This is a genomic window from Aureimonas sp. N4, assembly GCF_001463925.1.
In the GTDB taxonomy this organism is placed as follows: Bacteria; Pseudomonadota; Alphaproteobacteria; order Rhizobiales; family Rhizobiaceae; genus Aureimonas; species Aureimonas ureilytica_A.
On record NZ_BBWS01000020.1, the window covers coordinates 1 to 12,338 of the forward strand.

Consider the following 12,338-nt stretch of genomic DNA (forward strand, 5'->3'; position numbering starts at 1 on the left):
GCCTTTTGGGATTCCGCGCCGGTGGGCAACCATGGTGGCGGGACACGGTGTCCCGTCGGGATTCCCATGGCCTACCAATTCGTTCACCTCGAAGTTTTCAGCCGCAAGGGGCGGGATGGCCGGGGCACGGCGTTCGTCTTTGACGAAGCTGCGCGGAAGCTCGATGCGTGCGCGCACGTCACCGCTCCGCAGCCGCCGGAAGTCGTACATGGGGTCGACATCGACCGTGTCCGATTGCTGCACGATGAGCAGGCTGCCGCTGCCCGAACCGTTCCCGTCGGCGGGAAGGCAAGGGCGATCCGCAAGGATCAGAATACCCTACTCACCGTCGTGGCAAGCCATCCTGCGCAGATGTCCGACGTTCGCTGTCAGCCCTCCACTGCCACCGATGTCGCTGCATGGGAAGCTCGCACCGTCGCCTGGCTGCGCGACCTCTATGGTGATGCCCTGCTCTCAGTCGTTCGCCACGTCGACGAATCCCACCCGCACCTTCACGCCTTCATTGTTCCGTCGGACCCAGAGCTGCGCGCGGCGCGCCTGCATCCGGGAAGCGAGGCGAAGCGACGGGCAACCGCCGAGGCGGCTGCGGGAGACGGAGCGGCTGCGAACAAGGCGGGTGATCGGGCGTACCGCCAGGCAATGCGGGAGTGGCAGGACTCGTACTGGCATTTCGTCGGCCTTCCCTCGGGATTAGCTCGCCTAGGCCCCGGCCGTCGTCGCCTGACCCGGGCCGCATGGCAGGCCGAGCAGACCGCTGCGGCAGCCTTGAAGACCGCGAGGGAGTTGGGCACCGCAGAGGGCCGGGCTGCCGATGCGAAGGCCGTGGCGATCGTCAGCGGGGCCGTGACCAAAGCGAACCAGATCGGGCGCAAGGCATCGGAAATCATTTCCGATACGCGTCGACATCAAGCCTCTGCCGCCGCTGCCTTGAGGGCCACGAAGGAGGCAGAGGATCGGTCGGTCCAACGTGTTCGAAATGCGCAGCAAGAGGCGAATGCTATCTCGATCCGGGCTGCCGAGGAGGCTCGTCGCATCGGGTCCTTCGGGTCCCGCATCCGAAGCCTGTGGGATGGTCTGCGAAGGTCTTCAATCTGGTCGGCTGTTCGTCGAGAGGCCCAGACGGAGGTTTCTGCGGTTCGGGCCGAAGCTACGGACCTTGCGCGCCGTCTGGTGCTGGAGGTGAAAGCGCGGCGCTCTGCGGAGGCGCGTGCCGAGGCGGCATCGGACGCCGTGCGCCTCGTCGCCCTTGAACGCGATACCGCTCGCCGGACGATCGCCGCAATGGTGCCAGGCGTGCCGCGGGATGATCCTCGGCAGGCACCATCAATGGGGAGGCGGAAATGAGAAACGATGAGCGACGGCATGACAGGAACAGGCGCGGGCGGACATGCTGGAACGCAGCGCTTGCGAAGGCTCGTCGATCACGATCGAAGGCTCGCCGGAACCCGGCAAGTGCTGCCGTTGCCGACCTGCTCTTCCTGATCGTCCTCCTCGCGTCCCTCGTAGCGGACATGTTCGGTATGGTGTTCGCGATCCCGTCGGCTCCAAGACGCGCGGCCGGGGCGGCTGCGCACGAGGATGGAAGTCCTTCCCGCCCGCCGAACGAATACGAGCTTGGCATGCCAGGGCCTTGGCTGCCGTCGGTTCCGCGCAGCACCGATCGCTATCGTGGAAGGCGTCCGACGCTCTCGCGGCTTCTTCGCGACCTTCGACGGCCGTCGGCACGGAAGGACGCTGAGGCTGCCGTGCTTGCGCTCATCCCGCCCGGGGAAACGCTGCTTCGAAGCTGGGTTGCCGCGCAGCTTCTGCGACAGGACTACATGCAGCTTGCTGTCTGGGCGCGCCCGCACCTCTCGATCGCGGAGATCCTCCAGCGTTGGCAGGATGCAGCGTTTCGCCAGGCGGACGAGGACGAAGCGGCTGCACTCGAGGCTCTATCGATGTCTCCGGCTGCGCATGGAGGACCAACGGGGCGGATGTAGTCCTCTTTCCTGGAAACCCCGAGCCAGCCCCTTGCAGGGCATTGCGTCGGCTGCTCCTTGCAGCCGACGCCGTTCTTTCCCATCCTGTGACCTCTTTCCCGGAGCCACCCCTCGCTTCGCCCGTGACCGTTAAGAACCGGACGAGGGAACGGCGGAAGGGGAGTGGTGCGGGCGCAGGGAGCGCAGCGACCGAGCCTCGGTCCCCTTCCGCCGTTCCCTTGGCTGGTTCAGGTCATGAATGGGCGAAGCGAGGGGTGGCGCAGGGAGGCACGCGAGTGAACGACCACAACCCTCATGGTGCAAATCCGCAATGATTGCGGGTTTATGCATGTTCAGGATCGGTCCCTTGCCCGAGGTGCGGCCAGCGTCGAGGTCCATAGAAGAGGACGTGATATGGCGAAATCAACCAAAGTCGTCGGCCTTCTGGACAGGGGAGCAGCCGCAGCCCGCTTCGACTACGCGTTGATCCCAGACGCGGGCGCCCGCAAGTTCTTGCAGGCCGCGGCAAAAGAACTGCGCAAAGGATTGGTGTCTCTCACCGAAGCGATGTGCGTCGTCGGCGAAAAGCTCATTGAGTGTAAGCCGAAGGTGCCGCACGGCATTTGGACGATGTGGCTCGTTAGCGAAACCGGAATGTCGGAGACTTGGTCCCGGGGTTGTATGGCGATGTACGCGCGATTTGGGACCATGCCCGCTCTCTTTGCCGAACTCGATTTCGCGCTTGCGCCGACCTCCATCCTGCGTCTTGCGTCTGCCCCAGATGCAGCCGTTGAGGATGTCCTTGATCGGGTGCGCGACGGTGAGAAGCTGACGGTTGTCGCGGTTGAGGACGTGATCGACGTTCATCTAAACCGTGCGAGAGAAGCGAAGCGCTTAGCTGAACCAACTGGCCCAGAGAAGGTGCTGCGGGGGCGCAAGGCAGCGATGCGGTCACTGAAGGAGCTTTCAGACCGCGGACATTCGGAATTGATCTCGGCGGTCGTTGATCGGCTCGCAGGGGTTCTTAGTCAGGTGCAGCGCGCGCAGGAGATGGCATCCACCGCGCGGCCGGTCAGCAAAAAGACCCTTGAGAAAGAGGTGCGCGACGATGCGCAATGGCTCGTCGACGCTCTGGAACAATTATCGCAGCGCAGCGCGGTATCGAGCACGCATCTCGTTCATAGGACATTTCTGAGCCGAGAGGTCCACGAGCCGGGTCCGTGGGCTGACGTCGCGGGGGTCCTGGCCGATATTGCCTCAGCGATAGCCTGGGAGAAACTGCCAGCCTCGAAACTGCCCGCATTCCTTGAACGTGCAGAAACGGCCCTACGAGCCGTCCTCGACGAGTAGACGGCCGGAACCTCATGACGGCCCCTTCGTGTTGTCCTGAGGGTCCTTTACGGGCCTTCTAGCGGCCCTTGATCCATCCGGTGGCGGAGCATGGACACCACCCCCTTCGGTCGCCGGGGCCGGAGGCCTCTTCTCTTGGGTCGGTGGGACTATCTGAAAGCTGGTGGCTTCCGGCTCGTCGGTTAGATGCTGGCGGGACTTAGCAGGCGTCATGCGGCCCGCCTTCTTCAGGCGCAGGGACAGCTTTTCAAGGCGGGAGCGCGATCGACGGTTCCGGTTTCGGATTCCTTCAACGATCGACATCCGCTCGGCTTCGACCCACTCCGGCGACTGGCGCATCTGCCGCTCGCGCTCGATCGCCGCCTTCACGCGGTCGCGGGACTCCATGGCAGCCTTCGCCGAAGCTTCGGCCTGCATGCGTTCGACGGCCTCAGCGTTCGCGGCTGCTTCTGCTACCATGACGCACGCGGTCTCCACGTCGACAACGCGCCACTCCTTCTCGACCTTTCGAATGAATTCGCCGGAAAGGTCGAAACCGATCCGCGTGCCGTTGGGACGGCGGGAAAGCCCGAACCCAGCCAGTTTCAGCGCCCGCATGATCTGACCCGGCCGAATTTTCGACTTCCCCGATGGCCGATCGATTCTCACGCCGCAAGCGTCGGCAATCGGAAGGAGCGCAGCGGCAGACATGCGCTCAGGCAGAACGAAGCGAAGCTCGGGAGCGACGGCTCCGACGGTGACGCTCCGGGTCTCGCGATAGGACGTTTCCCTTAGTTCTCGGAACGGCATCGGGGGAAGAGGATCGACCTCTTTGGTCTCACCCCGCAGCCATTCAAGCTCGACAGGGTCGAGGTCTCGATCCGGCCACATGCCGACAGCGATGCACGCGTGTCGTGCCAAGTCCGCTGCTTTGGCGGACTCCGAGTTCGCCAAGGAAAGTTCGACATTTCGATCGTCATCGTTCTCGGCCGCTTTCGCACGCTCGCGGGCGATTGAAGCGATGTCGGTTGCCTGCCGTATCTCGCGCATCAGCCCGACCGCAAGCCGCATCCTCGGCGTGACGGGGTCTTCCCCCTCCCGCGTCGAAGCTGCCCAGAGCGTGTCCCAAAGGTCGGACGGGGATCGTCCTGCATCGAAGCCGACCCAAGTGTGGCCGCGTACGCGGCGCAGCTTCTTCCATGCTGCGAAGCGCCTCTGTTCGTCCCCATGCGTCCCTCCTGCCTCAGTGTTCTCCAGACGGGTGGCATATCGCGCCGAGTACCGAGCAACTGACTCTGGGCTCTCAATGGTCCCGTTCTGACCGACAGGGGGCGCGTATCTGGGATCGGTGTCGCCGATGACGTAGGCGCTACAGCCGGGGTCTTCACGGCGGCGTTCGGAACTGCGCTGCTCCGGTGGTGTCGACGAGAACCGCGACCAGAACGCGTCACAGACCGCGCGCGCATCCTCCAACCTCGGGCACGAGAGGAGAAGATGGCGGTGCGGGCTGCCAGACTGCTGCGGCTGCGCGTTCCACCATCCCGACGGCCGGATGCCACGCTCCCGAAGGAGCGCCATGGTACGGTGGTGCATGTCCTGGATCGCCGCGGAGGCTTCCTCAGGTCCGAGCACGGGATTCCATGCCTCCGCGCGCTTGCCTTCGTTCGTCGACGTGGCGACGTAACGCCCCGGAAGAGTGATGGTGATCCAAACCGTCCACCATCCCAGCGATGTCCATCGTGTTAGCATCGCATCCATGAGCAGTCGGCGTTTCGCGACGTCGGCAGCCTTCGCCCGCTTGTTGATTTCGGCCATCGGTATCTGCACGGTGGGATCTTCGACGCAGATCAGCCGGAGGGATTCCAGGATTTCTTCGGTTCGCCGGACATCCGCTTCATGAAGGTCCATAGCGTAGTCGGAGACGTATAGCGGACGGCCTGGCACGTTGGCGCCGCCGACGGCACCGACAGCCTGTTCGACATATGCCAGCGCTCGTCTCTGAACCTTCTTCAATCGACGGCGCTGCCATTTCTCGCAACGTCCCTTCCGATGAACAGGCTGCTGATTGGCAAGCTGCGCATTGGCATCCCTCCCGGGGAACCTAGCTGCATATCTCTGAGCCTCGGTCTTCGCGCGAGCGGCCAGCATTGCCGGGTCAAGGCCAATCAAGTCCAGGTTGTTGAAGCCGACATAGTCCACGATGGCCTTCTGCCGCTCTCGCCGACGAGCCTCGGGCATCTGCCTCAAAAACTCTCCGAGCTTGCGAGGCAGTCTGTCCGCGATCCGATCTGGGTTAAGCTCTTCTTCGTCGAGCGCAAACTGAGAGCCAGTTGGCTCGGCCCATCTCCCTTCGTCGAAGGCTTCGCACTCGGCATGGTGACGTCGCGTCTGAAGATCGGCCTCTGCACCCGCGGCAAGAAGGGTGCCTCGTGTTAGGTCGCCTGCGAAGACAGCCTGGACGCGCGCGCTGCGCTCGCGGCCATTTCTGCCGATGAACGGCAACTCGGCGATTGCCTTGGGGCGAAGCCAGATGACCCGCTGCTGGTTTTCGTCGCGACATCCGAAGGATTCGGAATGCGAAAAACCTAGGCGCTGCGGGAGCGCGTCAACAATTTTGGCTTGGGAGGGGTGGGGGGGCGTCGGCTCGATCGAGGTATGATCGAGCCGGGGGATCACCCGCTATCGCGGGCGGTCTTAACCTGTGTACAGCCTATGGACATCATCATCCTGCCTGTTGGACACGCCCCCGGAGAGCCGCTAGCTCGTTGATGGGGGCGTTTCCATTGGGCTCGACGGTGAAGCAAGCGTCAAGGGCAAGCGTCCCGGGGCTGCTGCGCGGCGCGGCAGCTTCACCTTTGCGATCCGTTTGGGGCGGGCTGATGTGTGAAAGCTGAAGCTCTCTGCATTTAGAAAATCTAGGGGAAGTGGCGATTTGAAGGCCTCGACAACCTTGCGCCGCTTTGTAGCAGACACGCGCTTCGTATAGGTTGCACCTTCGCTCTTCTTGCTTCCTTCATGCCCCATGACAGCATCGATCGATCTCTCGTCGATGTCAGAAGTCTCAACTTCCGTACGAAATGTATGTCGGAAAGAATGAAAAACTGTCTTCTTGCCAACTCCTAAGCCGATCTTAAGTCGGGAGAATGTCCGACTGAAATCAGCGCCTAGGTTTCCTTCGGCTCCGGTAGGGCGGAGGTCGGCGAACAGCCGTAGGCTTCCGTTGCTCCGACGGCTTTCAATAAGGTGCGTCAGGCCATGTTCAATAAGCCAAGGATGAACGGGAATGACGCGATCGCCTGCTTCGGTTTTTGGGTCCCATCCATCCGGATGAACCTGTATTTTGAAGCTGGGAAATCCGCCCTCCATGATGATGTCCTCTGCGACCCGCAGGCGGGCAATCTCTTCAAGCCGCATGCCGGAGTGCAGCGCCACAAGAGGCAGCCAGTGCAGGGCGCTATCCTTCGGAGCCGATCTGAAGTCGTTGGATTTGAAAAGCCGCTCAAGGTCATCAACAGACCAATCATCTCGATCTGACTTTCTTGAGCTAGTTCCATAAAACTTGTGCCCTGCAAATGGTATTGGCTGATCTCCAAAGTGATTGTTATCACGAAGCCACTCCCAGAATCCTCTCAGAGCGGAAAAGTGCCTCTTGACTGTCTTTGAAGAAAACTTGGGACTACTCGATGAAGCCGCAACCTCGATCGCTCGAAGTGCATGAACATGATTTCCTTTCCCATGCGATGAAGGTAGCCTGAATAGGGCAGAGCGAAATTCATTCGCATCTTCACGATTGAAGCTATCTGCGGACTTGTCTCCGATGATTTCAGTGAGGAGACGAATTGAAACGCGCTTCTGCTTGCAGTGATGCTCTGGAATTGCTTTGCGGCCATCGTCGCCCGGCTTCTTGATGTAATCAATCCACGTATCGATGTGCTCGCTTATTTTCAGACTGGACTTAAAAGATTGACCGTGTGTCGTCTGCCGACCAGTTGGAAGGGGAGTGTGGGCAGTTGAGGGAAGCGCATCTGGCCGAAACACCTCCTGCATTCGTTTGTCGACGAGTTCCGTCAGCATTCGGACCATAACTTCGGCCTTCTGGTCCAGAACCGCCATATCGTCCTGGCGAACATAACCCGCGTTCGACAGGGCGGCATCGGCTTCCTGACGTCGCGACCACAGTGGAGTGAGTCCGTCTTCCTCGCTTGCCCCAACTTCAACCATCCGACGGGGCAGGTCTTGATGTTCTCGACGGAGATCACCCGGTGTTCGATCATACAGGGATCGCTTAAGCTGCTCCCTCCAATGATCTTCCGAGAGCCAGAGTCTCACAGCCGCCTGAATGTCCTCATCGGAAAGCGTATCGTCGTCTGCCATCTCGAAAAGCTTTTCTGACGTTAGAAACATCACAGCGGCTCGCTGCCGAGCCAGTCGTGGCACGGCGGTCTTTAAGCTCCGGTATAGTTCTTGAACCCCGATTCGACCGTGAAGCCTTGACGGGACCCGACGTCGAAACAGAAAGGTGCTGCCTTCGCGGCACAGATAACTTGCCATTGCGCGCCCGCTTGTGGGGGTGCCGTGTGGGGGTATCCACATCACGGGCAAATCGCGCTAAATAACTGAATTCATTTGACGTTTTGGCTGGGGAACCTGGATTCGAACCAAGACTAGCGGAGTCAGAGTCCGCTGTTCTACCCTTAAACTATTCCCCAGCAGGAGAGCAGATCGTTTCGAGAGATCCGCTTTCGATCCGTTCGATCAGTTTCGCTGACCGCCGTTCGATGAATGGCGATGTAGTCGATTCGTGCGGGGGCGTCAATCGCCTTTCTGAGCTTTGCCGTCGCCACGAGACGATCAGGAGAGGCTCTGGCTGATCCGACCGGGCGATGAGGGCCAGGAAACCGAGGGAAATCGTGGAGTGTCGGCCCGCTGGATGAAAGGGTGCCTTGTGTAAAAACAACGGATGGCTACACTTCTATCCAACGAAAGCGGCCCTACGGGGGCCGAGGGGGCAGGCCGAACGCCGCTCCGGAGATATGAAGTGAACCATGAGACGAGAGAAGGTCGAGGAGCTGCCAAGGTAAAGGACGACAAGGCTTTCGGGCGAGACGGATCGAGTGAGATGTCGCAAGGCGGCGAGCGCGCGGGCGCGGAGACGGGAGAGGCGCGTGCCTCCGCCCGGCCGCAGCGCGGCGCGCCCAATGCTGGCTCCCATGCATCTCCATCAGCTGCCGGAAAGCCGTCCAAGCGCCAGAAGCGCCGTCGACGCAAGACCAATGCGCCTGCCGCACCGCCTCCGGGCGGATCGGCACTTCGCGAGCTGCCGCCAGCGCTGGGCGCGAAGGTGGCGGAGGCGGAGCGCGTGCTGCGCGAACGTAAAGGGCCACCTGGCGCGCGGCCGGGGCAGGGCAAGAATCGCCGCCGCCGCAAGGGCCGCGCAGGGTTCCCGGCGGCGGCGCAGCCCGCTGGCCCGGCGTCCGGCCGGCCAAGCCCGGCGCCGACTGCTCCGGCTGCCCCTCATGCGCCAAGCCGATCTGCCGCGACGCATGGTGCGCCTCGTGTGCCGGCTTATGCCGCGCTTGATCTCGGCACCAACAATTGCCGGCTCCTGATCGCGGTGCCGACAAGGCCCGGGCAGTTCCGTGTCATCGACGCCTTTTCGCGCATCGTGCGCCTGGGCGAGGGGTTGGGGCGTACGGGAAGCCTCGCGGGGACCGCGATGGATCGCGCCGTCGCGGCGCTGGAAATCTGCAGCCACAAGCTGTCGGCGCGCGAGATTCGCGGTGCGCGGCTGATCGCGACGGAAGCCTGCCGATCGGCGGCCAACGGGCGCGAGTTCATCACGCGCGTTCAACGCGAAACGGGCCTGCGGCTGGAGATCGTCAGCCGTGAAACCGAGGCCCGGCTGGCCGTGTCCGGCTGCGGCTCGCTGATCGACCGATCGGCGCGCGGCGCGGTTCTGTTCGACATTGGCGGCGGCTCGACGGAAATCGCGCTTCTGGACCTCCGGCGCGGCACCAATCGCCGGCTCGCCAACAATATCGTGGCCTGGACCTCGCTGCCGGTCGGCGTCGTCTCGCTGGCTGAGAAACACGGTGGGCGCAATGTCACGCCCGAACTGTTCGAGCATATGGTGCGCGAAGTCGAGGCGATGATTCACGCCTTTCCCGGCCGCAACCGGCTCGCCGACCTCGTGGGACGGGACGGGTTCCATCTCCTGGGCACCTCGGGCACCGTCACGACGCTGGCCGGAATCCAGCTGGGGCTGGAGCGCTACGACCGGCGGCAGGTGGACGGGCTCTGGCTGAACGACCGGGACGTGGACGGCCTCGTCGGCAAGCTGCTCGGCTGGAGCTTCGAGGAGCGCGTCGCCAACCCCTGCATCGGCTCGGATCGGGCCGATCTGGTTCTGGCGGGCTGCGCTATTCTCCAGGCCATCCGGCGCGTGTGGCCGGCCAAGGTCCTTCGGGTGGCGGACCGGGGGCTGCGTGAGGGATTGCTCACGGAAATGATGGTGGCGGACGGCGTGTGGCGCCGCCCGGCATCCCACTTGGCAGGAACAGGACAGGCAGGATCGGACGCGTGACAGGTTCAGGACGAGGCGACGATCGCGGGCTGACGGTCCGCGTCAAGAAGAAGCGTGGGCTGAAAGTGTCCTCCCGCCGCTGGCTGGAGCGCCAGCTGAACGATCCCTATGTCCGCCGCGCCAAGGCGGACGGCTACCGCTCGCGCGCGGCCTACAAGCTGATCGAGATGGACGATCGCTACAAGCTCCTGAAGAAGGGCATGAAGATCGTCGATCTCGGCGCCGCGCCGGGCGGCTGGTGTCAGGTCGCGGTGGAGCGCACGGCGACCAAGCCAGACGACGCGCGGGTCGTCGGCATCGACTATCTGCCGGTCGATCCGATCCCCGGCGCGACGATTCTGGAACTCGACTTTCTCGACGACAGCGCGCCCCAACGCCTGATCGAGGCTCTGGGCGGCGATCCCGACATCGTCCTGTCGGACATGGCCGCGCCCACCACGGGCCACCGCCGCACCGACCATCTGCGCACATTGCACCTGTGCGAGGTCGCGGCCGATTTCGCGATCCGCACGCTGCGGCCGGGCGGCCATTTCCTGACCAAGACCTTCCAGGGCGGCACGGAAGGGGAGCTTCTGGCGCTTCTCAAGAAGAACTTCCGCTCGGTCCATCATGTGAAGCCGCCGGCGTCGCGCGACGGATCGGTGGAACTCTACGTGCTCGCCAAGGATTTTCGCGGCCGGCGCAAGCCCGACGCGGAAGGCGACGACAGCGAGCCCGAGTACGAGACGGGCGACGAGGCCTGATCAACGCCAGCGATATGGAAAAAGGGCGGCTCCGAAGGCCGCCTTTTTTGTGGGTATTGTCCTATTCCGCCGGAACGCGCCGCCCCGCGACCTCCGCCCCGGCATCGGCCGGCAGGCGCAGGAAGGCGAGGGTGGAAAGCACGGTCACGACGCCGACCACGAAGAAGGCGAGCGTGAAGTCGCCAAGCATCGCGCTGTCGCGCCCGTGCCAGATCATGCTGCCTTCCAGCACGGCGCCGGCCACAGCGACGCCGCCGGCAATGGCGACCTGCTGGAACGCGGCCAGAAGTGCCGTCGCGTCGCCGGTCTTGGCTTGCGGCACGTCGGCAAAGGCCAGCGTGTTGACGCCCGTGAAGAAGAGCGAGCGAAAAAAGCCGCCGATCAGGAGAAGAAGCACCAGCACCGCCAGCGGCATGTCAGGCCGATAGAAGCCGAGCGCGCCCATGAGGACGCCGCCCACGACGGCGGCACTGAGCAGGGTCACCCGAAAGCCGAACTGTTTCAGGATCGGCTTCACCAGCGTCTTCATCATCATCGCCCCGCCGATCGACACGGCGCTGATCAGGCCAGACTGAAAGGGCGAATAGCCAAAGCCGAGCTGGAGCATGAGCGGGAACAGAAACGGCACGGCGCCCGCCCCGATGCGGAACAGGCCGCCGCCGACCACGGCCGCGCGCAGGGTCGCAATACGAAAGAGACGAAGCTCCACCACGGGCCGCTCGTGCCGACGGGCATGTCTGACATAGATCAGCGCGAAGACGAGGCCCATCACGGTCGTGGCGACACCCACCGACGGCGGCAAGGCGGGCAGGGACACGACGGACAGACCGAACACGACGCCCGCGCACGCCAGACCCGACAGCACGAAACCTGGCCAGTCGAACTGCGTGTCGCGGATCGGCTCGATGAACGGCAGGAAGCGCTGCGCCAGCATCATTCCGATCACGCCGATCGGCAGGTTGATGAAGAAGATCCAGCGCCAGTTGGCATAAGTCGAGATCGCGCCGCCGAGCGGCGGGCCGATCAGCGGGCCGATCAAGGCCGGGATGGTGAACCAGGCCATGGCACTTACAAGGTCGGAGCGCGGCACCGCGCGAACGAGAAGCAGCCGCCCGACCGGCGTCATCATGGCGCCGCCGATCCCTTGGAGGAAGCGCGCGGCGACGAAGCCTTCCAGCGAATTGGCAAAACCGCAGGCCAGCGAGCCGAGCATGAAAATGCCGATCGCCATCTGGAAGACGGCGCGCGCGCCGAACCGATCCGCCATGCGGCCCGAGATCGGGATGAAGACGGCGAGCGAGACGTAATAGCTCGTCAGCGCGAGCTTGAGGGCGATCGGGCTTGCGCCGATGTCGCGGGCAATGGTCGCGAGCGAGGTCGCGATGACGGTCGAGTCGATGTTCTCCATGAACAGCGCGACGGCGAGGACGACAGGGACGATGCGTTTCACGGGACGAGAATCCGAAAGGGGCGGAACGGCTGTATCCGAACAGGCGAAAGGCGGGCGGACCCGCCATCACGCCCGCCCGGGCTGGCGCCGGGACGCGCATTCCGGCTTCCTTCGGGGTCCGGCTGGCCTGACGCAGGGGGCGAACCCCGCTGCCTCCGGTCGGGCCACGAACGAAGCCGGCGCGACTCGTACCCTGCGCCATTGAGCATCAAGGACACCGCAACAACGGCGGGAAGAGGGAAGCGTTGCTCGCCTCAAATGACATGATGCGC

At 63.5% G+C, this 12,338-nt stretch carries 7 protein-coding genes, 1 tRNA gene and 1 pseudogene; 4 read left to right on the forward strand and 5 right to left on the reverse strand.

The features are described 5' to 3' along the window. Positions 1-66 precede the first annotated feature (66 nt). Both AUL28_RS06305 and AUL28_RS06315 read left to right on the forward strand, forming a co-directional pair. On the forward strand, positions 67-1,344 hold the full coding sequence (locus AUL28_RS06305; RefSeq protein WP_156419907.1) for a plasmid recombination protein: 1,278 nt from the start codon (positions 67-69) through the stop codon (positions 1,342-1,344). Positions 1,345-2,375: 1,031 nt separating this feature from the next. Continuing rightward, positions 2,376-3,311 (forward strand): DUF3102 domain-containing protein, encoded by a 936-nt coding sequence (locus AUL28_RS06315; protein ID WP_062231065.1) that lies wholly within the window; start codon positions 2,376-2,378, stop codon positions 3,309-3,311. Positions 3,312-3,323: 12 nt separating this feature from the next. Here the strand turns inward: AUL28_RS06315 and AUL28_RS22005 are convergent, their stop codons facing one another. The 4 genes and pseudogenes from AUL28_RS22005 to AUL28_RS06335 all read right to left on the reverse strand — a co-directional run bounded on the left by AUL28_RS22005 (position 3,324) and on the right by AUL28_RS06335 (position 7,999). After that, positions 3,324-5,966, reverse strand: a complete 2,643-nt coding sequence (locus AUL28_RS22005) for a replication endonuclease (protein WP_082640294.1) — start codon at positions 5,964-5,966, stop codon at positions 3,324-3,326. Between the two features lie 81 nt (positions 5,967-6,047). Continuing rightward, positions 6,048-7,664, reverse strand: a complete 1,617-nt coding sequence (locus tag AUL28_RS22010; RefSeq protein ID WP_192843409.1) for a site-specific integrase — start codon at positions 7,662-7,664, stop codon at positions 6,048-6,050. 6 nt (positions 7,665-7,670) lie between these two features. Further along, positions 7,671-7,883, reverse strand: a pseudogene (locus AUL28_RS23660) (DUF6538 domain-containing protein); the annotation flags it as partial. A 42-nt stretch (positions 7,884-7,925) separates the two neighbouring features. Then, positions 7,926-7,999 (reverse strand) — tRNA-Gln (locus tag AUL28_RS06335). Between the two features lie 410 nt (positions 8,000-8,409). On the opposite strand from AUL28_RS06335, the gene AUL28_RS22015 reads away from it, so the two are divergent. Continuing rightward, entirely contained in the window at positions 8,410-9,873 is a 1,464-nt protein-coding gene (locus AUL28_RS22015) for a Ppx/GppA phosphatase family protein (RefSeq protein ID WP_156419910.1), read from the forward strand. Then, positions 9,870-10,616: an RlmE family RNA methyltransferase gene (locus AUL28_RS06345; protein WP_062231071.1), complete on the forward strand. Its 747-nt coding sequence runs from the start codon at positions 9,870-9,872 to the stop codon at positions 10,614-10,616. The genes AUL28_RS22015 and AUL28_RS06345 overlap by 4 nt, the downstream gene beginning before the upstream one ends. A gap of 61 nt (positions 10,617-10,677) precedes the next feature. On the opposite strand, the gene AUL28_RS06350 is transcribed toward AUL28_RS06345, so the two are convergent. Further along, entirely contained in the window at positions 10,678-12,066 is a 1,389-nt protein-coding gene (locus tag AUL28_RS06350; protein WP_062231073.1) for an MFS transporter, read from the reverse strand. Positions 12,067-12,338 lie beyond the last annotated feature (272 nt).